We start from the raw sequence: 24,898 nt of genomic DNA on the forward strand, positions 1-24,898 counted from the left end.
TGAGATTTCCCATTCATTTGAAGTAAGATCCCTGAAAGATGATCAGGTAGATAGGTCCGAGGTGGAAGCGTGGTGACACGTGGAGCTGACGGATACTAATCGATCGAGGACTTAACCTAATGTGATATCCAAAAGAAGGAACACGGAAGTGTTCTCCTGTGAAAACTTGTGAACTGTGTTATCTGGTTTTGAGAGAATAATTTTTCAAAAAAAGTATTGATTTTTCTCTCTAAAATTATATAATTAATCTTGTCACTTTTTAAATTGTCTGGTGATGATGGCGAAGAGGTCACACCCGTTCCCATACCGAACACGGAAGTTAAGCTCTTCAGCGCCGATGGTAGTTGGGGGTTTCCCCCTGTGAGAGTAGGACATCGCCGGGCAAGATAAGATTATTCCGCAGTAGCTCAGTGGTAGAGCTATCGGCTGTTAACCGATCGGTCGCAGGTTCGAGTCCTGCCTGCGGAGCCATTATGGAGAGCTGTCCGAGTGGCCGAAGGAGCACGATTGGAAATCGTGTATACGTCATAAGCGTATCGGGGGTTCGAATCCCCCGCTCTCCGCCATAATACTTTTAATGGCCCCTTGGTCAAGCGGTTAAGACACCGCCCTTTCACGGCGGTAACACGGGTTCGAATCCCGTAGGGGTCACCAATCTTAAACTTAAACGGTTAAAAGCCAATCAGCAAGAAAAACAGCTCATCAAGCAGCTGTAGCACTTAAATCTCTTTCAATAGAGACGAGGGTTTTGAGAAGCAAGCAGTTGTAGGAATCGAGGGAGCGAACACTGGAGCGTACCTTAGTACGTGAGGATGTGAGTGAGCGAAGATGACAACGAAATGCGCCGCTTTCAAAAGCCGTAATTATGGAGGATTAGCTCAGCTGGGAGAGCATCTGCCTTACAAGCAGAGGGTCGGCGGTTCGATCCCGTCATCCTCCACCACTCAGGACTCTTGATCTTGAGTGAAATAGCATATTATCGCGGGGTGGAGCAGTCTGGTAGCTCGTCGGGCTCATAACCCGAAGGTCGCAGGTTCAAATCCTGTCCCCGCAACCAAATGGTCCGGTAGTTCAGTTGGTTAGAATGCCTGCCTGTCACGCAGGAGGTCGCGGGTTCGAGTCCCGTCCGGACCGCCATTGATTTTCAAATGAGAATTAAGTAAAATGTAAGAGGGTTTCAATAAGCGAGAAGGTCGAGGAAGCGACTGATTGAGCACCGGAGCGTATATGAAATACGTGAGGATGCGATCGATGAAGCTAGCTGACGAAGAGATTCGAAGCTTAGTGGAAGCAGAAACTTAGATGGCTCGGTAGCTCAGTCGGTAGAGCACGTTCGAATAAGCTGCGAAGCGATGCTTCAGCGCACAAATCGAGTGCTGCTTGGCTAAACATCCTAAGATTTGGGCGATTGCCAGCAAGAAGGAACTTAATAGTATCACTCATTTTATATGGCTCGGTAGCTCAGTCGGTAGAGCAATGGACTGAAAATCCATGTGTCGGCGGTTCGATTCCGTCCCGAGCCACCATTTTAAAATAGTATCACTTAACTATTTGCCGGTGTAGCTCAATTGGTAGAGCAACTGACTTGTAATCAGTAGGTTGGGGGTTCAAGTCCTCTTGCCGGCACTGTTTTTCATACGGAGGGGTAGCGAAGTGGCTAAACGCGGCGGACTGTAAATCCGCTCCTTCGGGTTCGGCAGTTCGAATCTGCCCCCCTCCACCATTTGTATAGGGGCATAGTTTAACGGTAGAACAGAGGTCTCCAAAACCTCCGGTGTGGGTTCGATTCCTACTGCCCCTGCCAATTAAATTATGGCGGTTGTGGTGAAGTGGTTAACACGCCAGATTGTGGCTCTGGTATTCGTGGGTTCGATTCCCATCAATCGCCCCATTATTTATTTTTAAACATAATGGATTTAATCACTCCTTACATAACAGCATAACAATGGGCTATAGCCAAGCGGTAAGGCAACGGACTTTGACTCCGTCATGCGCTGGTTCGAATCCAGCTAGCCCAGCCATTTTCATTCAAATGCCAAGCAACAATTTCTGATTGCTGCATAGGCTAATACAGAAACCAATTATTTGGTGCAAATGCGGAAGTAGTTCAGTGGTAGAACACCACCTTGCCAAGGTGGGGGTCGCGGGTTCGAATCCCGTCTTCCGCTCCAACGAGTGCTGGCGGCATAGCCAAGTGGTAAGGCAGAGGACTGCAACTCCTTTACCCCCGGTTCGAATCCGGGTGCCGCCTCCAATATCTTAAACCTTCTTAGAGGTTCATAAATTGGAATACACAGGATAAAACATCCTGCGGTTGTAAAATCGCCTTGACAATTCAGTCAGGCTCTCGGCACCAAATGCCCACTATGCCGGTGTGGCGGAATTGGCAGACGCGCACGACTCAAAATCGTGTTCCTTCTGGAGTGCCGGTTCGACCCCGGCCACCGGTATCATAACCGTTAAAAATCGCTTCTCACGTTGTGAGAAGTGATTTTTTTGTGATTAAAAATAATCCGCTGGAGTGTCTTTCATTCATTTTATAAGGAAAAGAATAGTTATTCACTTAAAAGCTGAATTCTAAAAAGGTAAAAGGAAATCCGCTATTATTTTTACTCGATTATTTAACAGGAGATGATTCAAAATGAGTTCTTATGCAATCGGACATTTTATTGGCTATGCAGTTGGTATTATCCTCTTGATCTTAGTCGCTGTACTTCTTGTAAAGCTGTTTATTAGGCTTGTAAAGCCTTCGAGAAAGAAAACATCGGAGTATGCATCCCATCCACAGTCAGAAAACGGCGATGTTCCTTTAAAAAGATAGTGTACTATACTAGAGCAGCAAGTTTCACTGATTTTTTGGTTTGGTATTCAATCGACTTCCGATAGAACCATTTTGCAGGTCGATTTATTTTGCCAACTGCCTTTTGTGTGAAACTAGCAACTGGGAAAAATTTCTTGGAAAATATTGAAAACGCTTGCAAATTATGACAAAAGGTAGTAAATTTAACTTAGATTCACCGTTTGCCTGCAATCATCTCTCTTATCCCTGCGAATTTTCTACACAACTAAATAGGCAAGCACACCTTTAGAATCCGGCATAATTCGAAAAGTGTTGATTTTCGTTTTAAAAATTTTAAAGGATGTGTCGTATTGAAAAAGAATTATAATAAGTTAATAGTTTCTTCCGTAACATTGACCGCCTTCCTTACGCTTCCAATCTCTGAATCTCATTCAGCTGTCCACGCTTTTGCAAAGCCAAACCCAGTACAATTAAATGGTAAGAATATAAGTATTGAGGATGCTGCTGCTCAAATGAATCAATTGAAAATGAATTACAAAGATTATCTTGCAGGAAATGAAAGTTTAAACAGCAGTCCCATGCTCGATAGCAAAATAAATTCCGTCCAGAATACAGCTAATTCACGTCTATCTTCCCTTATTCCTTTAGAAAACAGAGTTAATGGAGAGGAGACCTCATTATTTAAGGACACTCCGCTTGGAACGAATGAAACGAATTTAAGCAATTCTTATTTGTATTTATATCAAATAGCTCTTGCTGCGAAAACTTATAAAAGACCGGGGTTAAGCGGAGTCAATTTATACAATAATCAAGAAGCCATTAAGAAAGTAATCGATGGCCTTGATTGGCTCTACACCAACTTCTTTGAGAATCAGGAAAAAGGATATTATGGAAATTGGTATGCATGGGAGATTGGCATACCAACGAGCATCACTAAAACGCTGCTTCTCTTGGAAGATGAAATCAAAAGCTATAAACCTTATTTGATAGATGCTTATATTGATTCAATAGACAAATACTTGAGGAACGGGAAAAATGGGGATATCGATTTAGCATCACGCTTTCATAGAGGTGCCAACCTTGCGGATATTGCAACAAATCGAATCATACAAGGTGCATTGATTGATAGCGAAGACAGGGTAACAAAGGCAGTAGACAATATCATGACTGTTTTTAAAACGACTGATCCTAATCATCTCATTAATGGTAATACCGACGGATTTTATGATGACGGTTCTTTTATCCAGCATGCTTCGGTTGCCTATACAGGTTCATATGGAAAAGTATTGTTAAATCGCATCATCCAAACGATGAATATTCTTAACGGCAGTATTTATGATCCGAAAGAAATTTTGGTGCCGACTGTAAAAGAGTGGATTTATAAAGGCTTTGCACCCGTTATTTTTGAGGGCTATATGATGGAAATAGTTAAGGGTAGAGCCGTTTCAAGGACAGGCACTGGATATCAGGATGTATATAATATTGTTGAAGCAATTGTTGATTTGAGCAGAAACCTTAGTGATACTGATCGTAAAGAGATGCAATCTTATATTAAATATATCGTTTCTTCAATAAAAGGAAATTTTTCTACTGGGTCGTTTAGTTCTCTTCGCTCAATCGCTGACTTCAATCAAATCATGCAGGATCCTAATGTAGCTCCTAAAAATTTAATTGATGATGATCACTATAATTTTAATATGATGGATAAAACCGTTCATATTCGAAATTCCTACGCCTTCGCGGTTTCAAGAAGTTCTGATCGAATCAGCAAGTATGAATATATGAGCGGAGAAAATTTAATGCCATGGTTTCAAAGTGATGGCGGCTACTATTTGTATTTGTCAGGGAGAGATCAAACAAAATCATTTGGAGCTAATTATTTAGCCACAATAGACCCTCTTAAGCTTCCAGGAACAACTGTCCCAGTAGAAGAGAGAAAAACCATTCCCGAGTTATACGGAAAGCTCTTTTATGAAAATACGAACCATCCATTAAATTTTGATGTCTCCTCAGAGTCTGAGAACAAATATGTGTATTTTCCGGCAGGCACCAATCAATATTCAGGCGGGGTAAAGCTTGGTAAATATGGGATATCGGGAATTCAGCTTGGAGATGAAATCGGCTATAAGGATAAGCAGGCTGGGATATTACCAGATGACTTTGTCGTATATAAAAACGCAGATGCCAATAAATCAGTCTTTATGTTTGATGATGAAATTGTTTTAATGGGTTCGAATATAAGGGATCAATTGGGGAGAGATGTTATTTCAACGATTGATAATCGAATGTTTGATACAAACGAAACAAGTACTATTGCTGGAGAGACTTATGAAAATGAGAAATTATTCAATCCGGCTAATGGAGAATACAACTTAAAATGGATTAACTTTAAAACAGATGGAAAAGGAACTCAAGCAGGGTACTACTTTCCAGAGGCTTCTGAAATCAATGTTTCTAAAAATACCGTAACAGACAGTCTGCAGAAAGTCCGTACATCCAACCCTGACACAAAGGTTACAAAAAATTATTTTACATTAGGAATGGATCACGGAAAAAATCCACAGCAAGCAAAATATGCGTATGTGATTCTTCCGAACTTTGATGAAGCCAAAACGAAAGAATATGCTGATAAGCCAACTATAAAAATACTGGCCAATACAGAAAATGTTCATGCCGTTGAGAATACAGCACTTAAGCTAAAAGGATTCAATTTCTTTGGTGATAAAAAGACAACGGCAGCCAATCTATCTTCTTATAACCAAGCATCCATTCTTGTGAAAAGTGACGGAAACACGGTAACGATTGCCGTTTCAGATCCTACCTTACGGCTAAATAAAATGAAGCTGGAAATAGACCTTCCACATCCTAGTGTACTGGAAGAAAGTGAAGGGGTAAAAACATCTGTATCCAGTAAAAAGGCACTCATCCATATAGATTCGTCCAATCATGATGGAAAGAGCTATGAAATCAAACTGACTACGAAGGATTAAAAGGGGAATCTTCCTAGAAGAAAGACTTCGGCATGAAGCCGGGGTCTTTTTGTTCGCCCAGCATGGGCGAACTCTAACGGGTGAAAGTCCCGAGTACGACCTTACGTAGCGGTAAGTACATAGCCAAAAGCAAGGGTGTCCATGGTGACGTGGAATCTGAAGGAAGCTCGAGGCAAACCTCTGGTCTGACGAACAGAAATCATATAAGAGGCAACGTATGAGGATAAGACTGCAAAAGAAGTTAAAGTCCCATAGCTACTGTATCATACGTTGTATATATGGCAGATAGATGGAGGGAAAGAGTTCGCACCTTAACTGGGGAGATCTCATGGGTCTACACCAAAATCCTGTAGTGATACAGGACTGGATCATGAGAAGTCAGCAGAAGCCGTAGTAGTAAAGATATCTAATGAAAGTTAGAAGGAGCGAAGGGCTGAACAATTTTATCGTTATAGAAATCTCGATTGGGAGAGGAAATAGACCACTGGCGAAAGGCGAGAAAGTGGATACCGACTCTACGAGAAGGAAAGGAAATAACAGGCATGTACGAAAGGAATTTATTAGAGGAAATTCTCAATAGAGATAACCTTAACCAAGCATTTAAACAAGTAAAACGAAATAAGGGTGCTGCCGGGGTCGACGGAATGAATGTGGAAGAACTGGAGAAACATTTGGTGAAGAACAAGGATGAAATGATCCGTCTAATCCGACAAAGGAAATACCAACCCCAACCAGTACTAAGAGTAGAGATCCCCAAACCAATTGGCGGGGTTCGACTTTTAGGGATACCGACCGTAACCGACCGAGTCATTCAACAAGCCATAGCACAAGTCCTCACCCCTATATTTGATAAGGGATTCAGTGAGAATAGCTACGGATTCAGGCCAAATCGCTATGCTGAAATGGCTATTGTGAAGGCATTGGAATTCATGAACGATGGTTATGACTGGATTGTAGATATAGACCTGGAACGTTTCTTTGACACCGTCCACCACGACCGGCTGATGAACCTCGTCTCAAGAACGGTGGACGATGGAGATGTTATATCACTCATCCGAAAATTCCTAGTAAGCGGCGTCCAAATAAACGATGAGTACAAAGAAACCATAATAGGAACACCACAAGGTGGAAACTTATCTCCTCTACTTAGCAACATAATGCTCAATGAACTAGATCGGGAACTTGAAAACCGCGGGCTAAAGTTCGTGAGATATGCAGATGATTGTATCATCATGGTCAAGAGTGAAATGGCAGCCAGACGGGTGATGAGATCTGTGACAAGATTCATTGAAGAGAAACTAGGTCTCATCGTCAACGCCAACAAATCGAGAATCACCAAACCGAATGATCCCAATATGAAGTTCTTGGGCTTTGGCTTCTTTAGAGACTTCCAAACAGATTTATACAAAACGAAACCGCATCAAAAGGCGGTGGAAAACATTAAGTATAAACTAAAACAATTGACTAGGAAGAATTGGAGCGTGGATACGAAGTATCAGGTTGAGCGGATTAACCAACTACTCAGAGGCTGGATCAACTACTTTAAAATAGGTTATATGAAAAAGCTCCTTGAAAACATCGACTCCCATACACGATTCCGACTTAGAATGTGCATATGGAAGAAATGGAAGACAGCTAAGAATCGCCGCAAGAACCTGATCAAATTGGGGATGAACAGACTTGAGGCATACAAAAATAGCCACACAAGCAAAGGGGCAGCTCGCACTGCCTACTCGTGGATTCTGACCATGACCATAACAAACAAGAGACTAGCTGCATTTGGGCTAGTCTCTGGGGTGCAACACTACATGAAAGTACATGCCTAGAATAAAATTGAACCGCCGTATACGGATCCGTACGTACGGTGGTGTGAGAGGTCGGGAGTTAATAACTCCCTCCTACTCGATGTTTGTGAAAAAACTTGTACTTGTTTCATTACAGATGAAAGAACTTTTATTTGACTCACAGAAGTTTTTCATTTTTAACCAGTAGAATGGATAATTGAACACATCGTAACAAAAATAAAGTTGTCCCGGTACAAGGGCAATCATTAGGAGCTTAGCTTGCTTATGAATAAAACGATATCAAATCAAATAAATAGTAATCCATCAAAATATCTTCTATCTAAAGTTCCGGAAATTACAATCTACTTTTGGATTATAAAGCTGCTGACAACTGGAATGGGTGAGGTGTTCTCCGATTACTTGGTGAAGCACATTGACCCTATCATTGCGGTAGGGGCAGGAGGAATATGTTTGGCAGGCTCGCTGCTCCTCCAGTTCTCAGCAAAACGGTATGTGCCTTGGATCTACTGGCTGGTTGTTGTAATGGTCAGTATCTTCGGTACAATGGCAGCTGATATTGTACATGTTGTTCTAGGGATTTCCTATGTTGTATCAACAGTCTTTTTTGCCTTTGCCCTTATTGTGATTTTTGCAGTTTGGCATAAAGCAGAGAGAACTCTTTCTATACACAGCATCAATACCCGCAGGCGTGAGGTTTTTTACTGGGCTGCTGTACTTGCAACGTTCGCACTTGGTACAGCTGCAGGAGATATGACTGCGACAACTCTGAACTTGGGCTATTTTTCGTCAGGTATAGTATTTGCGGTATTGCTCGCTATTCCGGCACTCGGCTACAAGCTGATTGGCATGAATGAGATTGGCACGTTCTGGTTTGCTTACATTATGACACGTCCTGTTGGAGCGTCGTTTTCGGATTGGGTTTCTTCTCCTCATAGCAAGGGCGGTTTAGGCGTTGGAGAAGGACCTGTCAGTTTGGTGATGACCATAATTATAGTAGTCCTGATAGGATTTATGACTTTTACGAGGAAAGACGTTCAGGATGATCCTGTACTTTCCAGGAAGCTTGAAGAAAATGATGGTACTATTTCAAAAGTTAATTAAGGTTAAAAAAGAAGGATTCGGTGGAATCCTTCTTTTTTTACTGCTAAACTAATTTGGTATTCAGAACCTTTTTGAAAGTATAGGAGGAAATCACATTAAGATTTTATTTATTTGCAGCAAAAATTAATGGCGAAGCCCGACAGCAGAGAAAGTATTCAACCATTTTAACGGATACGATGGGAAGGTCAGCTGGAACAGAAGATGGGCCTAGGGGTAAAGTGAGCAGCGGCCACATTGGATGGGCGGACTGTATATTTATGGAGAAAAAGCATATGAGACGGATGAAAGATAAATTCGGTGTTATATTAAACAACCAGAAAGTCTATAATCTCGATATCCCTGACGATTACGGGTATATGGACGAGGACTTAATTGATATTTTAAAAGCCAGGGCAGGAGATTATATTGGAGTGCCTGATTAAAAGAAGACTTCATCGTATAGTAGTCTTCTTTACTATTTACCATTACCCCACAAACACTCCCAAAAAGCTCCCGATTAATATTGTCCCACTCCTCCCAGAACAAGCCACCCCCGCTGTTTTCAAACCACTTATAATATCCCAATTTTTAGCTTCCTCAAGCAATCGGCCTTTTTTTTAAGCCCATTCGCTGGGAAGCCTGCTTCATTACTGATCAGGGAAGAACATAAAAAGAGAGCCTGGATCGATCAGACTCTCTAAACGTTATTTCCCTCCATACCCCATATACACATATCTTCCGCGGAAAATACCGTAAATACCATACAGAATCAACCCGAGTGCCACTGCACCCAGCAGCCAGTGGCCATATGGCTGATTGGACAATTCAGCAAGAGCGCCATCAAGCCCTTTAGTTTTATCCGGATCGGCTGTAACGGCTGTCTGGATCAAGAAGAATCCGACCATCGCAAGGACGATGCCTCGTGCAATAAGACCGATTTTACCGGATCTTCTCGTTGCTTTTATTTCTTTCGGTTTCATGTCGCTTAAGTTGAAATCACTCATGAATTTTTCTTTGTAGCCGGTTATAAATTCATAAACCCCGTATCCAAGTGTTATAAGTCCAACGATTCCGATAATCCATTTTCCAAAAGGATGAGACAGCATTTGAGCTGACATGGATTGTTCGTTGCTGCCGCCTGAACCGCTTGAGCCTAAAGCTGTTTTGATAGCAGTGAATGCGATACTTGCATAAATAATACCTGTGATACCATAACCAATGCGGGTAACAATTCCTTTGGTGTCTTTTCCTTTGTTTTCCGGATCCTTAATGGCTTTCACAAAAGACCAGATCACATAACCGAACAATCCAATTCCAATCAGCCATAGAAGAACTTCTCCGAGCGGCATTCCTTTTAGAGATTGAAGGGCGCCTTTTGTGTCCGTTGTTTCTCCTCCTGCGCCGATGGCAGTCATAAAAGCAAGAATTCCGATAAGACCGAATACAAACCCCTGGGCCATATATCCTGCGCGGCCCATACGGCGAATCCAAGGCTTTGTTTCGTATGATGCTTTTTCAGCGACCGCTCCTCCTGCTCTTGAACGGGTAAGCTCCATTATCACCACTCCTTTCGATTCTTTATAAGTGTAATTAATAGATTCCCTTTAGATGCAAAAGAAAAACCTGGGATATATATGATGCGATTTCATTACAATTTGAGAATATGCAGAAAGAAGAGCTTACAGGCAAATGAAATGAATTTTAACTCCTGGTTATAACTTCCTCCCCCATGCAGGATTAACGGAACAGCTGAAAGGGAAATCATTCCTTAAAGATATATCTTAAGGGGGAGAAGAGAATGAGTATTGCAGACATTGCGGCAGTTATTCTGATTGGGCTGGTGCTGCTTTCACTAATCGGAATTGTAGGTATGTTCGCGTGGTTCTTTTTTCAGAATGAGAGACAGCAGGAACACGCGATCTTAAGGAACTATCCGGTTTTCGGGAAAATGCGCTACATTATTGAAAAAATGGGGCCTGAGCTTCGCCAATATTTATATAACAATGATAATGAAGGAAAACCATTTTCAAGACGTGATTACTTGAATGTGGTGTTAGCCGGCAAATACAATAGCCGGACGATGGGATTCGGATCGGAGCGGGATTTTGATAAAGGAGGATATTACATAAACAATTCTCTTTTTCCAAAACAAGCCAGGGAGCTTAGAATTCGCCAGGAGCCGCTTATCGATACAAAGGTTTACAGCATTGATAAGGAAAAGCTTTTTAACAGGAAGGAGCACAGAGAGGATCAGAAGATTAAGCCATTTTATCTTTCTGAACAAGATGAAATTGTGATCGGGGAAAAGAGTACACGGATGCCTTTTCACGTAAAAGGTCTCGTCGGCCAGTCGGCGATGAGCTATGGATCGATCGGCGACCATGCCATCACTGCATTGTCAAAAGGGCTTGGCATGGCAGGCGGAACATGGATGAATACAGGGGAAGGCGGTTTGTCAGATTTTCACTTGGAGGGAAATGTGGACATTATTTGCCAGATTGGACCTGGATTATTTGGTGTGAGGGATAAGGCAGGTAACTTCTCCTACGAGGAATTTAAGAAAAAGAGCAGCATTCCGCAAGTTAAAGCTTTTGAGCTAAAGCTGGCGCAGGGAGCTAAAGTGCGCGGAGGCCATCTTGACGGTAAAAAGGTAACAGAGGAAATCGCGAAAATCAGAAATGTGGAGGCGTGGAAAACGGTTGACAGTCCAAACCGGTTTGAGCATTTACCTAATGCAGAGAGCCTGCTTCATTTTATCGAAGAGCTTCGGGAAATTGGCGGTAAACCGGTTGGAATGAAAATCGTCGTTGGCAATAGAGGGGACCTTGAGGATCTTTTTCTAAAAATGAAAGAGAAAAACAGCTTTCCGGACTTTATCACTGTGGACGGAGGAGAAGGCGGAACTGGAGCATCCTTTCAGGAATTGGCTGATTCTACGGGACTGCCGATTCATCAGGCACTGCCTATCGTTCATGAAACGCTTTTAAAATACGGGATTCGGGAGCACGTGAAAATCTTTGCTTCCGGGAAACTTTTGACACCGGATAAAATCGCTGTTGCCCTTGCTTTAGGGGCCGATCTCGTGAACATTGCAAGAGGAATGATGATGAGTGTCGGCTGCATTATGGCTCAGGTTTGCCATACGAACAACTGCCCGGCAGGCGTTGCGACAACAGATCCAAAGCTTCAAAAAGCGCTGAGTATTGAGGAGAAAAAATACAGGGTGTGCAATTATGTCGTTTCCTTAAGAGAAGGTCTTTTCAATTTGGCTGCAGCGGCTGGTCTTGAATCGCCGACTCAGTTTGAAATGAAGCATGTGACGCTTCTTGGTGACGAAGGAAAGCTGAAGGATAAGGTGCCAGTTAGCATTCATAGCAGCAACATTTGAGAAAAACCCTTATAAAAATCCTCCAGACACTATATCTGGAGGATTTTTTAAATTATTGTTGCATAACATTCAAATATCTGATAAAATAATCTTTGTCAACAAATGCGGGTGTAGTTTAATGGTAAAACCTCAGCCTTCCAAGCTGATGTCGTGGGTTCGATTCCCATCACCCGCTCCATACATAATTTCAGTAACAACGCAGTGTTCCGTTTCTCCTGAAAACGAAGCATTGCGTTTTTTTCTATGTTATCGGATGATTTGAATGTCTGATGTTCCGCCATGAACTTGAGTAAACATGTCAGACAGAGACCGCAAAAGCTTGTTTGCTTCTTCTTCCTTCATTGAAGGCTTCAAGTAAACAATCTGCAGAGCCTTGGTTGTTTCTTCTGTACATGCTGTCCTTTTTGAATCCACATAAGGGCTGCCAAAGGGGCCGATGTCATCAGCTGAAAGCAATTTACCTCCCATGCTTACATCACGGCCGTTAATGGCAGGATAGCTTGAGTCGGCATCACCGATTGTTATCGTGACATTTCCATTAATTTCATTCAGATCATAGATGCCAAGAGGAATTTCATAACGCAATGAAAAGAAGTTGTTTACATCTGCAGCTGAGTGAACAGGGTTTAAAAACTGCTGTTTTTGAATACGGCGGTATAAAGCTTCGTTTGCTGGCCGATACCGGTTAGGGTCAGTACCTGTTTTTTTGAAAACATCGCGCCATTCTGAAATGCCCGGAAGCGAATTCACTTCCATACCTTCAAGATCAAGGACAAGTGATTCTTGAAACAAACGGAAGCGCCCTTTGAGCATTTGAGGTGAACTTCCGACTTCGATATGATGATAGGTAAGAACTCCGACTTTAAAATCGGGGATCAATTCCTTTACTTTACGATCAATCGAGATTTCCATACATTACCCTCCCAGTTTAGATAAGCTTTATTTTATCATAGAGGAAGACGTTTTTTACAACAGAGAGAAAGGAGGCTACTAATATGAATTATGCAGCATTAAAAGAAGAAATCATTGCCTACAGCAAAACGATCGGAATTGATAAAATCGGTTTTGCCGGTGCAGATGTGTTTGAATCCTTAAAGCAGCGGCTGAAGGTCAGTGAAGCACTGGGGTATCAGTCAGGCTTTGAAGAACCGGATATTGAAAAGAGAACGGATCCGTCGCTCCTCTTACCAAAAGCACGCTCCATTATATCAATTGCCCTCGCGTATCCCTCAAAGCTTAAAAATCCCCCAAAAAGCACGAAGGAAGACCGAAGAGGCATTTTTTGCCGCGCTTCGTGGGGAAGTGATTACCATGATATTCTCCGCGGCCGCCTAAAAAATCTTGAAGCATTTATAGAAGAAAAACTGCCTGAGGCAAACGTGAAATCGATGGTTGATACAGGCGAGCTTTCCGACAGGGCAGTTGCTGAAAGAGCGGGAATCGGCTGGAGCGGGAAAAACTGCGCGATCATTACGAAGGAATTCGGTTCATACGTCTATCTAGGTGAAATCGTGACGAACATTCCCTTTGAACCAGATCAGCCGATGGAGGACCAGTGCGGCACATGCAGCAAATGTGTGGATGCCTGTCCGACTGGAGCACTTGTACAGGGAGGACAGCTGAATTCTCAAAAGTGCATCGCTTACCTGACGCAAACGAAGGACTTTTTGCCGGAGGAATTCAGGATGAAGCTCGGAAACAGGCTGTACGGCTGTGATACATGCCAAACTGTTTGTCCTGAAAATAAGGGGAAGGATTTTCTGCTGCACGAGGAAATGAAGCCGGATCCTGAACTCGCGAAACCGAAGCTTAAGCCTCTTTTGAAGATTTCTAATAGAGAGTTCAAAGAAAAGTTTGGTCCTGTATCAGGCTCTTGGAGAGGAAAAAAGCCGATTCAGCGAAATGCGATTATTGCTCTCGCTCACTTTAAGGATGAAACAGCCCTTCCTGATTTGTACTTATTAATGAAAGAAGATCCAAGACCTGTTATTCGGGGAACCGCGGCATGGGCCATTGGAAAAATCGGCGGGGAAGAGTCGAAAGTAAGGCTTGAGAGAGCGATGGAAGCAGAGAAGGATGAAGCTGTAATAGCTGAAATTGAAAAAGGAATGGCGTTTCTCGCAAAACCTTGATACTAATGAGACTTGTTTCACTCATATGGTTTAAGTAAAACCGATATGGCAGGTGAAATGAATTGAAGGAACAACTGCAGAAGCGAACAAATGACAGACTGGAATATTTGATAAACAGAAGACAAGCAGACCGAAGCATTTCTCTAAGAGATCTTGAGATACTGGAACGCAAAATCCAAGTGATGGACCGCCGCGGAATTCATGCGGTGAAAGGAATTGTGAAGGTGAATATTACGGAGCTTGATCTGGATCAGGAAGACAGGCTTCAGGCGATTTATTACGACGGTCATAACCAGCTTTTTTATAAGGATCAGGATAATTTTTACCTAGAGGAAATTGTGGAGAAAAGAAGGGCTGTTTTCGATGGCGACGAGCTTGTGGAAGATGCAGTGCTGCCAAAGCCTGAGATGGAAGAGACAGTTGCCTTTGAAGCGGATTATGAGGAACGGCTGCAATTTGAATATGACCGTATGGCTGCAATTCAATATGCCGAGCGTTATTGGAATACCGAGAATCCAAAGTACAAAAGTTTTACCGACAATTGCACAAATTTTATCTCCCAATGCCTTCATGCAGGAGAAGCACCAATGCATGGATATCCCGGTCGCGGGAAGGGCTGGTGGATGCAGTCGAAGAACTGGAGCTACAGCTGGACAGTTGCCCATTCGATGAAAACATACATGGCGTATTCCAAAAAAGGACTGACGGCAACGGAAGTGTCCTCACCTGAGCAGCTGATAAAAGGGGACGTGATCTGCTATGACTTTCAGGGAGACGGCCGCTTTGATCATACGACCATTATCGTTGCAAAGGATTCGGACAATATGCCGCTTGTGAATGCCAACACGTATAACAGCAGAATGAGGTATTGGTCGTATGAGGATTCCACCGCTTATACAACCAATATAAAATACAAATTTTATCATTTGCGGGACAGTACGCACTCCTCCTAAGAGTGCTATAATATGAAGGGCAAATTTTTTATCCAACCGAGAGAAACGCTTATAATTTTAGGAAAAGATGCCGCGAAGATAATCTCCATACGAAAATTTAGATGAGGTGACATTTTTGGGACTGCATGTAGTACTCTACCAGCCAGAGATTCCTGCCAATACAGGGAATATTGCACGCACATGCGCCGCAACGGATACAACCCTTCACTTGATCCGGCCGCTTGGCTTTTCCACAGATGACAAAATGCTCCGCCGCGCTGGACTTGATTATTGGCAATATGTGAATATAAATTATTACGATTCACTTGAAGAATTGTTTGAGAAATATCCGTCGGGAGAGTTCTTTCTCATTACAAAGTTCGGGGAAAAGCCTTATACAAGCTTTGATTACAGCGAGCTTGAGAAGGACTATTTCTTTGTTTTCGGCAGGGAAACAACTGGATTGCCAAAAAGCCTGATTGAAGAAAATATGGAACGCTGCCTGCGTTTGCCAATGACGGAAAATGTGCATTCATTAAACCTTTCAAATACTGCAGCGATTCTAGTTTACGAAGCATTAAGACAGCAAAATTACCGCGACTTGCTTAAAAAGCTATAAGAAAAGCAGCCTCAATTCCGGAGGCTGCTTTTCTTATAGCTTTTTTTTCTTGAGGCCAGGCTTGTCATCATAGCCTGCAGTTAAAATGGATACAAGGAAAGTCAGACAAATAAATAATAGCAGAAATACTGTCATTCTTTTTCCTCCAGTAGGGCTTTTTTAGGCTGTTTTGACCATTTTCGAAAATAGCCTTTTTAAATGATGTCTTGCCGGACACAAATAGTTAGGGACCGGGCTCTTATTATGGTTAGCCTCATTATATACGATCTTGTAAGCGCTGTGAATCCTGTTTTCCAATTATTTTCAATTGTCAGCTGTCTTCAAAATATAGAATTTAACCCAGTGTCCCTACATAGATTGTATAAATGTAAGTAAGAGGAGGTCCTTATGGATATCTTAAAAAAAATCGAGCAGTTTAGAGAAGATGAGGAACGTTTAAAGTGGGAAGGAACCTTCGTTGACTATCTGGAAATCCTGAAGGAATCACCATGGGTGGCACAATCAGCTCATTCACGAGTGTACAATATGATCAAGGAACAAGGTATTGATGAAGTAAACGGTGTTAAAAAATATTCCTTTTTTGATCAGCAGCTATTTGGACTGGAGGGACCGCTTGAACGTCTTGTAGAAGAATATTTTCATCCGGCTGCTAAACGGCTTGACGTAAGAAAGCGGATTTTGCTTTTAATGGGACCTGTCAGCGGAGGGAAATCAACCCTTGTAACCATGCTGAAAAGAGGACTGGAAAAATTCACGCATACGGACAAAGGCGCTGTGTACGCGATCAAAGGATGCCCGATGCATGAGGATCCGCTTCACCTTATCCCGCATCATTTAAGAGATGACTTTTACAAAGAATACGGCATCCGCATAGAAGGAAACTTGTCGCCTTTAAATATGATGAGACTTGAAAAGGAATACGGAGGAAGGCTCGAAGACGTCATGATTGAGCGCGTGTTCTTCTCTGAAGATAAAAGAACGGGGATTGGAACATTCAGTCCATCAGATCCTAAATCACAGGATATTGCTGATTTGACAGGAAGCATCGACTTCTCCACAATCGCTGAATACGGCTCAGAGTCAGATCCGCGCGCATACCGCTTTGACGGCGAGCTGAACAAAGCAAACCGCGGAATGATGGAGTTCCAGGAAATGCTGAAATGTGATGAGAAATTCCTCTGGCACTTATTGTCTCTAACACAGGAAGGGAATTTTAAAGCCGGCCGCTTCGCTCTAATTTCAGCAGATGAACTGATTGTTGCCCATACGAATGAAACGGAATACCGTTCATTTATCTCCAATAAAAAGAATGAAGCCCTGCATTCACGGATCATCGTGATGCCGATTCCATATAACCTGCGAGTTTCAGAGGAAGAGCGCATTTATCAGAAAATGATTTCAGAAAGTGATGTGGCAGATGTCCATATTGCTCCACATACGATGAAGGTCGCTGCAACATTTGTTATTTTGACGCGTCTTAAGGAAGCAAAGCGTGCCGATATTGATCTTGTGAAGAAAATGAGATTGTATGACGGCGAGAGCGTTGAAGGCTACAATACGGTGGATCTCGAAGAACTCAAAAAAGAGTACCAGGATGAAGGCATGAGCGGAATTGATCCCCGTTATGTCATCAACCGGATTTCTTCTACTATTATTAGAAAAGAAATTCCTTCTATAAATGCGCTCGATGTATTGCGTTCTCTGAAAGAAGGGCTTGATCAGCATCCGTCGATTTCCAACGAAGACCGCGAGAGGTATTTGAACTTCATTTCTGTCGCCCGTAAAGAATACGATGATATTGCGAAGAAGGAAGTCCAAAAGGCATTTGTTTATTCTTATGAAGAATCAGCGAAAACACTGATGGATAATTATTTGGATAACGTTGAAGCTTATTGCAACAAAAATAAACTGCGCGATCCGCTGACAGGAGAGGAAATGAATCCGGACGACAAACTTATGCGTTCCATTGAAGAACAGATCGGCATTTCTGAAAATGCGAAAAAAGCGTTCCGCGAGGAAATTCTTATTAGGATCTCAGCTTATGCCAGAAAAGGCAAGCGCTTTGACTATAATTCACACGAAAGACTCCGTGAAGCGATTCAGAAAAAACTGTTTGCTGATCTGAAGGATGTTGTCAAAATTACGACGTCCTCCAAGACGCCGGATGAACAGCAGCTTAAGAAAATCAATGAGGTTGTTGCAAGACTCGTTGATGAACACGGCTACAACTCAACCTCTGCCAACGATCTCCTCCGCTATGTAGGCAGTCTCTTAAACAGATAGCGTGACTTAAAAACGGGCAGAAATGCCCGTTTTTTGTTTATTCCTCTGCAGAAAGGGAAACAACCCTGTAAGATACTTCGGAGGTGAAGCTCATGTTAGAAAGAGATAAAGACAATAAAGAGAAAAATGAGAAGCTGAAGGAAGATCAGAAAAATAATGATTATTCTCAGCAGGCTGAGCATATGAAAACCGATCAAAAGGTTAAAAGAGTCAGCGATATTGAACGTTTAGCGGACCGTTATAAAGAGTAAGGATCAATCAGTAACCTCCTTCCGTATTCCGGAGGGGGTTATTATTTTGATCATGGGGGGTGTTGGAAAACGATGTAGGATGAATATTCGGGGATGGCTCATGATCTGGGGTTGGGGGTGGACAGTTAAATCTAGTGTTTGGCTTGTTAGAAAGGGGTTTCGGCTTGTGAAAGAGGGAGAAAGGCTTGTTAAACGCGGGTTTCGGACAGTTAGGAGGAGGATCTGGACAGTTAGCCTTCTGCAGATCACACTGCAGCCTCAGAGAACTGTTTTTTTATTCAATAAAATCCATATTTATCAAAAACCACTTTGTTAAAGCCACTTTAACAAAGTGGTTTTTGTGGAAGAGGACTCTTTTTCATCATCTTGACCAAGTTTCTATTTACATAGCTTGTCCATTCATGCAACCCCAGCATGGGGACTTGTCTAAATTCAATCGGCTCTGCCCATTTTTCGAAATTATTTGTCAATTATCCTTAGTTCGCGCATAGGATAGAGTAATCTCAAAAAAGAGTCACCGGTAATTAATCACTCAAATTTACTTTATGCATGAATGAGCAATTATGTGTATCTTTTTTTAAAATTTTTTATGAAAAAGTATAAAGTGATGAATTTTTAGTCCAGCCAAAGCAATTCCACATGTTTAGAGTTTATGTAAGTAAAAGCTGAAAAAGTTGTATTTCTGTAATAATGTATCATTCGTGCTGAAGACTAGCTTCGCGGAATCTTTTCTTATATTTTTGAAAAGAAACCTTTTTTATAAGCTGCCATAAGGAATTAAAACATTTAAGAAAAGAGCCTAAAAAATAAATAAAGTTTGGAGGGGAAAGGGATATGTCTAAAGGAAATGGTGGCAATTTTATCATTTCGAACGAAGATTGGTCCCTCCACCGTAAAGGCCATGATGATCAAAAGCGGCATCAGGAAAAGGTTCAGGAGGCGATCAAGAACAATTTACCTGACCTTATTACTGAGGAAAGCATTGTAATGTCCAATGGGAAAAGTGTTGTTAAGATACCTATCCGTTCTTTGGATGAATATAAAATCCGCTACAACTATGATAAAAACAAACATGTTGGCCAGGGAGACGGTGAAAGCAAAGTCGGTGATGTAGTCGCCCGGGATGGCGGATCGCCTCAAGCAGGTCCTGGGAAAGGGCAAGGTGCAGGGGACCAGGCAGGTGAAGATTACTTTGAAGCAGAGGTTTCGATGATGGAGCTTGAGGAAGCCCTGTTTAAAGAGCTTGAGCTGCCGAATCTTGAGCGGAAAGAAATGGATCAGAATACAGTTGAGAACATTGAGTTCAATGATATTCGGAAAACTGGCCTTATGGGCAACATTGATAAGAAGCGAACCATGATGACGGCCTTTAAGCGCAATTCTATGACAGGCAAGCCTGCTTTTCATCCAATCTATCCGGAGGACTTAAAGTTTAAAACCTGGAATGAAGTTGAGAAACCGGAGTCAAAGGCTGTTGTCCTTGCCATGATGGACACAAGTGGAAGTATGGGGATTTGGGAAAAGTATATGGCGAGAAGCTTCTTTTTCTGGATGACCCGTTTTCTTAGAACGAAATACAAAACGGTCGATATAGAATTTATTGCGCATCATACAGAAGCAAAGGTTGTGCCAGAGGAAGATTTCTTTTCTAAGGGAGAAAGCGGCGGTACAATCTGTTCATCCGTTTACCGAAAAGCGCTTGATATCATTGGTGAAAAATATGATCCATCCCGTTTTAACATTTATCCGTTCCACTTTTCAGACGGTGATAATCTGACTTCTGATAATGCCCGCTGTGTGAAACTTGTTGAAGAACTTATCAAAGTATCAAGCCTGTTTGGATACGGAGAAGTGAACCAATACAACCGCCACTCCACCTTAATGTCCGCCTATAAGAACATTGAACACGAAAGATTCCGCTACTACATCCTCAAGCAAAAAGCCGACGTATTTCATGCGATGAAGACGTTCTTCCGGAAAGAGGAGAACAAGATTCTGGCCTGATGAAAAGTGCCGGCTGCTTAGCCATCTGCAAGCAGCCGGCATTTTTTTAAAAAAATCAACGTATCTATTTACATAAAATGGATTAATATCATTTGCATGTAAAAAAATGTTTCTTCTTTGATTTCTTCCTTTCCCATGATGCCGTTGAAGTTATGCCTGCTTTTTGCAGCTTGGATGATTTATGGGGAGATTTGCTTCATCCTAAAAAGCATGGGGTCAGCTTTTCAAGACCGCAGATGCTATCTAAGGGATATTCTCATTGCTTCTTTAAATTTGATCGAACCAGCTTGTAAACTGAAAGCATTTTACATCACTTTCAATAAGTGTTATACCAAAATACTAAACATTGAATATTTAAAGTTGAGGTGGAATATGACACGCTTAATGGTTTAGGGATGCTACGTACAAAAGCAATGTCCGGTTATTGCAGCAGCTGATGCAAGTAAGTGAAGTAGACAAATGGGCCGGCATTCTTCCAGGATCCATCAATCATGCGCTAAAAAAAATGGCAAATGAGGGACTGGTCAAAGTAGCCAATGTAGAATCCACCGGGCATCGTTCAAAAGCCATTTATGAGATAACAGATGAAGGAGAAAAGGAGTATAAAAAATTATTAGTAGATTCCTTTCGTGTTCCTTCTATTCATCTGCCTGTTCATTTATATTCAGGCTTATCGATGCTTAACCTTCCGAATCCTGAGGCGAATCTTAATAATATCAAGGAAGCGATTGAGGAACAAATCAATGAGCTGAAGGCAAAGATGGAACAAATGGAAGAAGGACAAAAAATCAAAACACAATTTATAGAGATGAACGATTTAACGAAGATTACGTTTTAAAATATTATCGACCAGCACAAACTCCAAATTGATTATTTAAAAAAGGCGGCAGAAATGATGAAAGCCTGAGTATTGGATACTTAGGCTTTTTTAAATGTTTGCCTCTTTTTATGCCTCAAACAAAAAAGTTTTCTTAGTTAATTTTTAAGTTATTACTTATATTGTTCCATCCAACAACTTTACCATTATCAAAATTAATATTTGATAACCCGTATCCCCAATAATTATCTCCAATTATTGTATCCGGTGTTCCCATTACATCTACTACATCATGATACGAACTACCTAATGAAAATGTTGTTAGGTTTTTATTTATTTTTCGTATTTTAATTTTTAAGTTATTACTTATATTGTTCCATCCAACAACTTTACCATTATCAAAATCAATAGATGATAACCCATATCCCCAATGATCATCTTCAATTATAGAGTCCGGTGTTCCCATTCTTTTTTTTACATTTTCTTTGGAAGAACCAAGTGTAAAATAATTACTATTTGATACAATCTCTTTTTTAGGTTCATTAACAGTTGTAGTTTTTGTTTTATCTTCAGGTAATATATCAACTGTTGCAGCTTCTGAATTATCTTTAGGTTCATTAACAGTTGTAGTTTTTGTTTTATCTTCAGGTAATATATCAGCTGCTGCAGCTTCTGTATTATCTTTAGATGCATAAACAGTTGTAGTTTCTACGTTATTTTCAGGTCCTTCTTTTCTTTCTGTGATTGTAAGTTTTGATTTTAATTCATCTATTTTTTTACCTTGTTTTCTGAAATCACTTAATGTGTCTGACACTTGTTGTTCTAGATTAATGTTCTTATCTAATAAAGCACTATTTTTATTTTGATTATTAAAACTTAATAGGTTAGCTAGTAATAAAGAATTTATAATTATAGATATAATCGCAACAAGACGCCAAATTTTTATATTCTTTTTACCTCGTGGAGGTGGTGAAGGATTACTTTGATTTGTATGCCTATATTGATTTTTATTTTTTGGCTGAGCTTCTCCTTGACTTTCTTCTCTTTGATTAGTGTTTCTAGAACTACTATCCTGTTTGAATTCTTTTTCTTGGTTCGTCTTCCGTTCTTTATAAGTTGAATAAATTTTATCGTAATTAATTCTTTCCAAATCATCGTACAGAGTATCAAAAGCTTTTTTCAGCAGTAAAAAAGCTTCATTGCTGCCACCAGCGTCCGGGTGATATCTTTTAGATCTCTCTCTATACGCTTTTTTAATTTCTTGTTTAGGCACATTAACTTTAATACCTAAAATATTATAATAATCAATAAATTTTTCCATTCTAGCTCTCCAAATTAAATACATATTTACAACTAATTTTGCATCAATATGGAAAATTTCTCAACTGAAAAATTAGTTTATATTCCTATAATTCACAGATGCTATGAAATCTATTAATCAAGAGGCAGTCGAGATTATGGAGCTCCTATTAACCATTGCTCCGCCAGTGAAAATCAATTCATTTAAACAGACTTCAGAAATTAATGGGATTCGGTAAGAAAGGACATGTTAAGATTGCCTTGCTGGAAACTAAGGCGTGGCGCTAATAGATTATTTGCTTTATTCTGGTTTTATTTATGCTAGTGAGGAAGGATTTGCTGAAAAAGAAGAGGAGATTTTTTATTATAGCGCTTTCGATTGATCTTGGGTGCTTTAGGAAAAAGCGGCGTTCTTTTTCCATTATGCTTGAATTGGTGTGAAAAGCTGTATCACCTGGCTGGGGCAATAATCAGAAATGCTCTTTTAGATAGATTATTAGAATTAAACTGGGCTGTAGTACTTATCAAGAATTGCTGTATAGGCCTCAATCATCTTGTCTACTTTTTCTTAGGGAGCATTGTAGGTTAATAAAATGAGAAACATCGACATCCCTTTTCTATTTTAGTCCATTCCAATTAACTTATGAGGTTTAAAAATTTACATTTTTTCCCTATGGAAGTATGATATTGATGGGAATGGGGTGGAAAATAGATGAACGTGAAGCGGCTGGATCATATCGTTTTAACAGTTAAAGATCTTTCTTTAACCTGTCGATTTTATCAGGATGTCCTGGGGATGGAACCCATAACTTTCTCTGAAAACAGGAGAGCACTGGCATTTGGAGACCAGAAAATAAATCTGCACGAAGCCGGTAAAGAATTTGAGCCTAAAGCTTCTAATCCAGTTCCTGGATCAGCTGACTTATGCTTTATAACAGAGGTACCCATCGATAAGGTAATAGAACACTTGAAACTAATGCAGATCGATCTGGTTGAAGGCCCTGTGAAAAGGACGGGAGCCAAAGGGGAAATTCTATCCGTATATATACAAGATCCTGATTTAAATCTTATTGAACTATCAAACTACATAGAATGAAAAGAGAGGGGAGGAATCAATTTTTAAAGGATTTACCCTTTCCAGATCTTAATGGTGTTTATTATCAATTGAGAGAAGGAGCGGATTCTAATTGTCTGAGGGAGAGTGGCGCATAAATGAAAAAGTTAACTCTTGAATTATTGGATTATCATCAATGGGCCAATATGAAAATCTTAAATCATATCAGCCAGCTATCAGAAAACGTTTTTTTACAAGAAGCTGAGGGTACCTTTTCTTCTATATCTGCCGTATTTGCCCATATCTATATGGTTGATTCTCTATGGTTCCGCCGATTGAATGCGCAGATGCAAAATGGCAAAAGAGATTCCGAATTTAGGAATACGGGGGTTGCCATTCAAGATTTGAGTGCTCTGAATAAGGAAATGGTCCATTATATTGATGAATTTTATGACGAGCTAACAGAGGTTATCTACTTCAACTCAGAAGGAACCCAATTTAAGAATCATATAGACGAAGTGGTTCGTCACTTATGCAACCACGGAACGTATCATAGGGGGAATACAGCAACAATGATTCGGCAGCTTGGATACAAAGGAATATCATCAGATTACATATTTTACTTGCGAACTAAGCGATGACTGCTAATTCTTAAAAGCAGAAAACCAGCCGTTTTTGGCTGGTTTTCCAATTAAATTAGGCTGTTTTCGCAAAGATTGTTGCTATGAATTTATGAATATGCATTAAGAAAGGCTTCGCCTGCATCTTTTCTTAAAATCAGCAGGTATATAAGGGTTCAAAATTCATTTATATAGCAAAAAAGAAACAAGGTTTAAGAAAAGAGCCTAAAATTAAAAGAAAAAATCGAGCGTGGTCCATTTTAGCAATATTGCAAAGCTGATCAAAAAGACAGAGTTGGAGAGTGTTAAAAGATATTGCTTGGATTTCCGGTCTATTTTCCACTCCATATATACCCTGAAGCTGAGTAAAGAAATAAAGAATAAGATCATGGTTGTATATAGGCTTGTTATGGGATGAGAAGAGTTTGCTGCTATAGTGCCAGCCCCGAAATATAGCAGAATGAGAATGAATTCGACCAGCCGATGAAAAGAATTGACGTGCTCGTAGCTTGCAAAACCCTGTTTTTTTTCAATCTGCAGGCGTCTTCTCACTGCCCTCTCAATAATGAAATGCAAAAATAGAACCGAACCCAAAATAAGCAGAATGTTTAAGATATGCATGATGCACCTCCTGAATTGCTGTTATTATAGTATTTTTTTCCATAAATGGACAGAGGCAGGGAGGTTGTGTTTTTGGAGCTTCCTGCCGAAGAACGAAAAATGGTTCTTTAGGCTTGGATGTAAAAAAAACCAGCCGCAAGTTTGGCTGGTTTTCTGCATTCTGTTGAATTCTTCTTGAATCGTGTCCAGATTAGGTTCATTGT

At 40.9% G+C, this 24,898-nt stretch carries 20 protein-coding genes, 16 tRNA genes and 2 rRNA genes; 34 read left to right on the forward strand and 4 right to left on the reverse strand.

Going from position 1 to position 24,898, the window contains the following annotated elements; all coding sequences use genetic code 11:
• The 22 genes from ACOT8F_RS02750 to ACOT8F_RS02855 form a co-directional block, all read left to right on the forward strand.
• A 23S ribosomal RNA gene (locus tag ACOT8F_RS02750) occupies window positions 1-119 on the forward strand; the annotation flags it as partial.
• 148 nt (window positions 120-267) lie between these two features.
• Window positions 268-383, forward strand: a 5S ribosomal RNA gene (rrf, locus tag ACOT8F_RS02755).
• 13 nt (window positions 384-396) lie between these two features.
• Window positions 397-471: transfer RNA gene (locus tag ACOT8F_RS02760), tRNA-Asn, on the forward strand.
• 4 nt (window positions 472-475) lie between these two features.
• Window positions 476-566 (forward strand) — tRNA-Ser (locus ACOT8F_RS02765).
• 13 nt (window positions 567-579) lie between these two features.
• Window positions 580-654 (forward strand) — tRNA-Glu (locus ACOT8F_RS02770).
• Between the two features lie 213 nt (window positions 655-867).
• Window positions 868-943 (forward strand) — tRNA-Val (locus ACOT8F_RS02775).
• A gap of 37 nt (window positions 944-980) precedes the next feature.
• Window positions 981-1,057: transfer RNA gene (locus ACOT8F_RS02780), tRNA-Met, on the forward strand.
• Between the two features lie 3 nt (window positions 1,058-1,060).
• Window positions 1,061-1,137, forward strand: a tRNA-Asp gene (locus tag ACOT8F_RS02785).
• A gap of 313 nt (window positions 1,138-1,450) precedes the next feature.
• Window positions 1,451-1,526 (forward strand) — tRNA-Phe (locus tag ACOT8F_RS02790).
• 27 nt (window positions 1,527-1,553) lie between these two features.
• A tRNA-Thr gene (locus ACOT8F_RS02795) sits at window positions 1,554-1,626 on the forward strand.
• A gap of 13 nt (window positions 1,627-1,639) precedes the next feature.
• Window positions 1,640-1,723 (forward strand) — tRNA-Tyr (locus tag ACOT8F_RS02800).
• Between the two features lie 7 nt (window positions 1,724-1,730).
• Window positions 1,731-1,804, forward strand: a tRNA-Trp gene (locus tag ACOT8F_RS02805).
• An 11-nt stretch (window positions 1,805-1,815) separates the two neighbouring features.
• Window positions 1,816-1,891: transfer RNA gene (locus ACOT8F_RS02810), tRNA-His, on the forward strand.
• Between the two features lie 55 nt (window positions 1,892-1,946).
• Window positions 1,947-2,021: transfer RNA gene (locus ACOT8F_RS02815), tRNA-Gln, on the forward strand.
• Between the two features lie 75 nt (window positions 2,022-2,096).
• A tRNA-Gly gene (locus ACOT8F_RS02820) sits at window positions 2,097-2,171 on the forward strand.
• Window positions 2,172-2,180: 9 nt separating this feature from the next.
• A tRNA-Cys gene (locus ACOT8F_RS02825) sits at window positions 2,181-2,254 on the forward strand.
• A 114-nt stretch (window positions 2,255-2,368) separates the two neighbouring features.
• Window positions 2,369-2,450 (forward strand) — tRNA-Leu (locus tag ACOT8F_RS02830).
• A 191-nt stretch (window positions 2,451-2,641) separates the two neighbouring features.
• Window positions 2,642-2,821 (forward strand): hypothetical protein, encoded by a 180-nt coding sequence (locus ACOT8F_RS02835; RefSeq protein WP_421650047.1) that lies wholly within the window; start codon window positions 2,642-2,644, stop codon window positions 2,819-2,821.
• Between the two features lie 329 nt (window positions 2,822-3,150).
• Window positions 3,151-5,790: a polysaccharide lyase 8 family protein gene (locus tag ACOT8F_RS02840; RefSeq protein WP_421650048.1), complete on the forward strand. Its 2,640-nt coding sequence runs from the start codon at window positions 3,151-3,153 to the stop codon at window positions 5,788-5,790.
• A gap of 542 nt (window positions 5,791-6,332) precedes the next feature.
• Window positions 6,333-7,616 (forward strand): group II intron reverse transcriptase/maturase, encoded by a 1,284-nt coding sequence (ltrA, locus tag ACOT8F_RS02845; RefSeq protein WP_421650049.1) that lies wholly within the window; start codon window positions 6,333-6,335, stop codon window positions 7,614-7,616.
• Window positions 7,617-7,859: 243 nt separating this feature from the next.
• Complete coding sequence (locus ACOT8F_RS02850; RefSeq protein WP_421650050.1) at window positions 7,860-8,696, forward strand: COG4705 family protein; 837 nt, start codon at window positions 7,860-7,862, stop codon at window positions 8,694-8,696.
• A 272-nt stretch (window positions 8,697-8,968) separates the two neighbouring features.
• Window positions 8,969-9,118 (forward strand): hypothetical protein, encoded by a 150-nt coding sequence (locus ACOT8F_RS02855; protein ID WP_421650051.1) that lies wholly within the window; start codon window positions 8,969-8,971, stop codon window positions 9,116-9,118.
• A 261-nt stretch (window positions 9,119-9,379) separates the two neighbouring features.
• Here ACOT8F_RS02855 and ACOT8F_RS02860 read toward each other — a convergent pair whose 3' ends face one another.
• Window positions 9,380-10,231 (reverse strand): DUF1206 domain-containing protein, encoded by an 852-nt coding sequence (locus tag ACOT8F_RS02860; protein WP_421650052.1) that lies wholly within the window; start codon window positions 10,229-10,231, stop codon window positions 9,380-9,382.
• Window positions 10,232-10,473: 242 nt separating this feature from the next.
• On the opposite strand from ACOT8F_RS02860, the gene ACOT8F_RS02865 reads away from it, so the two are divergent.
• Window positions 10,474-12,063, forward strand: a complete 1,590-nt coding sequence (locus ACOT8F_RS02865) for an FMN-binding glutamate synthase family protein (RefSeq protein ID WP_421650053.1) — start codon at window positions 10,474-10,476, stop codon at window positions 12,061-12,063.
• A 104-nt stretch (window positions 12,064-12,167) separates the two neighbouring features.
• Window positions 12,168-12,241, forward strand: a tRNA-Gly gene (locus ACOT8F_RS02870).
• Window positions 12,242-12,309: 68 nt separating this feature from the next.
• On the opposite strand, the gene ACOT8F_RS02875 is transcribed toward ACOT8F_RS02870, so the two are convergent.
• On the reverse strand, window positions 12,310-12,975 hold the full coding sequence (locus tag ACOT8F_RS02875) for a B3/B4 domain-containing protein (RefSeq protein WP_421650054.1): 666 nt from the start codon (window positions 12,973-12,975) through the stop codon (window positions 12,310-12,312).
• Window positions 12,976-13,058: 83 nt separating this feature from the next.
• On the opposite strand from ACOT8F_RS02875, the gene queG reads away from it, so the two are divergent.
• The 8 genes from queG (at window position 13,059) to ACOT8F_RS02915 (ending at window position 21,122) form a co-directional block, all read left to right on the forward strand.
• Window positions 13,059-14,195: a tRNA epoxyqueuosine(34) reductase QueG gene (gene queG, locus ACOT8F_RS02880; RefSeq protein ID WP_421650055.1), complete on the forward strand. Its 1,137-nt coding sequence runs from the start codon at window positions 13,059-13,061 to the stop codon at window positions 14,193-14,195.
• Between the two features lie 62 nt (window positions 14,196-14,257).
• Window positions 14,258-15,148, forward strand: coding sequence for an amidase domain-containing protein (locus ACOT8F_RS02885; protein ID WP_421650056.1), 891 nt, complete (start codon window positions 14,258-14,260; stop codon window positions 15,146-15,148).
• A gap of 115 nt (window positions 15,149-15,263) precedes the next feature.
• The gene (trmL, locus tag ACOT8F_RS02890) at window positions 15,264-15,746 is read left to right on the forward strand and encodes a tRNA (uridine(34)/cytosine(34)/5-carboxymethylaminomethyluridine(34)-2'-O)-methyltransferase TrmL (RefSeq protein ID WP_421650057.1); all 483 of its coding nucleotides are present in this window, start codon (window positions 15,264-15,266) and stop codon (window positions 15,744-15,746) included.
• A gap of 387 nt (window positions 15,747-16,133) precedes the next feature.
• Entirely contained in the window at window positions 16,134-18,029 is a 1,896-nt protein-coding gene (locus ACOT8F_RS02895) for a PrkA family serine protein kinase (protein ID WP_421650058.1), read from the forward strand.
• A gap of 92 nt (window positions 18,030-18,121) precedes the next feature.
• Window positions 18,122-18,280 (forward strand): hypothetical protein, encoded by a 159-nt coding sequence (locus tag ACOT8F_RS02900; protein ID WP_421650059.1) that lies wholly within the window; start codon window positions 18,122-18,124, stop codon window positions 18,278-18,280.
• Window positions 18,281-19,114: 834 nt separating this feature from the next.
• Complete coding sequence (yhbH, locus tag ACOT8F_RS02905; RefSeq protein ID WP_421650060.1) at window positions 19,115-20,284, forward strand: sporulation protein YhbH; 1,170 nt, start codon at window positions 19,115-19,117, stop codon at window positions 20,282-20,284.
• A gap of 92 nt (window positions 20,285-20,376) precedes the next feature.
• Window positions 20,377-20,577, forward strand: coding sequence for an L-2-amino-thiazoline-4-carboxylic acid hydrolase (locus ACOT8F_RS02910; RefSeq protein ID WP_421650061.1), 201 nt, complete (start codon window positions 20,377-20,379; stop codon window positions 20,575-20,577).
• A gap of 143 nt (window positions 20,578-20,720) precedes the next feature.
• On the forward strand, window positions 20,721-21,122 hold the full coding sequence (locus ACOT8F_RS02915) for a PadR family transcriptional regulator (RefSeq protein WP_421650062.1): 402 nt from the start codon (window positions 20,721-20,723) through the stop codon (window positions 21,120-21,122).
• A gap of 133 nt (window positions 21,123-21,255) precedes the next feature.
• Here the strand turns inward: ACOT8F_RS02915 and ACOT8F_RS02920 are convergent, their stop codons facing one another.
• Window positions 21,256-22,422, reverse strand: a complete 1,167-nt coding sequence (locus tag ACOT8F_RS02920; RefSeq protein ID WP_421650063.1) for a J domain-containing protein — start codon at window positions 22,420-22,422, stop codon at window positions 21,256-21,258.
• Between the two features lie 690 nt (window positions 22,423-23,112).
• On the opposite strand from ACOT8F_RS02920, the gene ACOT8F_RS02925 reads away from it, so the two are divergent.
• Together ACOT8F_RS02925 and ACOT8F_RS02930 are read left to right on the forward strand one after the other, a co-directional pair.
• Window positions 23,113-23,496 carry a VOC family protein gene (locus tag ACOT8F_RS02925; protein ID WP_421650064.1) on the forward strand — a complete coding sequence of 128 codons (384 nt, stop codon included), beginning with the start codon at window positions 23,113-23,115 and terminating at the stop codon, window positions 23,494-23,496.
• A 116-nt stretch (window positions 23,497-23,612) separates the two neighbouring features.
• Window positions 23,613-24,095, forward strand: a complete 483-nt coding sequence (locus tag ACOT8F_RS02930) for a DinB family protein (protein ID WP_421650065.1) — start codon at window positions 23,613-23,615, stop codon at window positions 24,093-24,095.
• 210 nt (window positions 24,096-24,305) lie between these two features.
• Here the strand turns inward: ACOT8F_RS02930 and ACOT8F_RS02935 are convergent, their stop codons facing one another.
• Window positions 24,306-24,695: a DUF4181 domain-containing protein gene (locus ACOT8F_RS02935; protein WP_421650066.1), complete on the reverse strand. Its 390-nt coding sequence runs from the start codon at window positions 24,693-24,695 to the stop codon at window positions 24,306-24,308.
• Between the last annotated feature and the right edge of the window lie 203 nt (window positions 24,696-24,898).

This window comes from Chryseobacillus diguaensis (genome assembly GCF_049220665.1).
GTDB lineage: Bacteria > Bacillota > Bacilli > Bacillales > Bacillaceae > Metabacillus_B.

What these genes read in the sequence shown, in the direction of transcription:
- ACOT8F_RS02925 (WP_421650064.1), top strand. Translation starts at nt 23,113, where the DNA reads ATGAACGTGAAGCGGCTGGATCATATCGTTTTAACAGTTAAAGATCTT.
- ACOT8F_RS02860 (WP_421650052.1), bottom strand. Translation starts at nt 10,231, where the DNA reads ATGGAGCTTACCCGTTCAAGAGCAGGAGGAGCGGTCGCTGAAAAAGCA.
- ACOT8F_RS02935 (WP_421650066.1), bottom strand. Translation starts at nt 24,695, where the DNA reads ATGCATATCTTAAACATTCTGCTTATTTTGGGTTCGGTTCTATTTTTG.
- ACOT8F_RS02895 (WP_421650058.1), top strand. Translation starts at nt 16,134, where the DNA reads ATGGATATCTTAAAAAAAATCGAGCAGTTTAGAGAAGATGAGGAACGT.
- ACOT8F_RS02920 (WP_421650063.1), bottom strand. Translation starts at nt 22,422, where the DNA reads ATGGAAAAATTTATTGATTATTATAATATTTTAGGTATTAAAGTTAAT.
- yhbH (WP_421650060.1), top strand. Translation starts at nt 19,115, where the DNA reads ATGTCTAAAGGAAATGGTGGCAATTTTATCATTTCGAACGAAGATTGG.
- queG (WP_421650055.1), top strand. Translation starts at nt 13,059, where the DNA reads ATGAATTATGCAGCATTAAAAGAAGAAATCATTGCCTACAGCAAAACG.
- ACOT8F_RS02855 (WP_421650051.1), top strand. Translation starts at nt 8,969, where the DNA reads ATGAGACGGATGAAAGATAAATTCGGTGTTATATTAAACAACCAGAAA.
- ltrA (WP_421650049.1), top strand. Translation starts at nt 6,333, where the DNA reads ATGTACGAAAGGAATTTATTAGAGGAAATTCTCAATAGAGATAACCTT.
- ACOT8F_RS02835 (WP_421650047.1), top strand. Translation starts at nt 2,642, where the DNA reads ATGAGTTCTTATGCAATCGGACATTTTATTGGCTATGCAGTTGGTATT.
- ACOT8F_RS02930 (WP_421650065.1), top strand. Translation starts at nt 23,613, where the DNA reads ATGAAAAAGTTAACTCTTGAATTATTGGATTATCATCAATGGGCCAAT.
- ACOT8F_RS02875 (WP_421650054.1), bottom strand. Translation starts at nt 12,975, where the DNA reads ATGGAAATCTCGATTGATCGTAAAGTAAAGGAATTGATCCCCGATTTT.
- ACOT8F_RS02865 (WP_421650053.1), top strand. Translation starts at nt 10,474, where the DNA reads ATGAGTATTGCAGACATTGCGGCAGTTATTCTGATTGGGCTGGTGCTG.
- ACOT8F_RS02915 (WP_421650062.1), top strand. Translation starts at nt 20,721, where the DNA reads ATGCAAGTAAGTGAAGTAGACAAATGGGCCGGCATTCTTCCAGGATCC.
- ACOT8F_RS02900 (WP_421650059.1), top strand. Translation starts at nt 18,122, where the DNA reads ATGTTAGAAAGAGATAAAGACAATAAAGAGAAAAATGAGAAGCTGAAG.
- ACOT8F_RS02850 (WP_421650050.1), top strand. Translation starts at nt 7,860, where the DNA reads ATGAATAAAACGATATCAAATCAAATAAATAGTAATCCATCAAAATAT.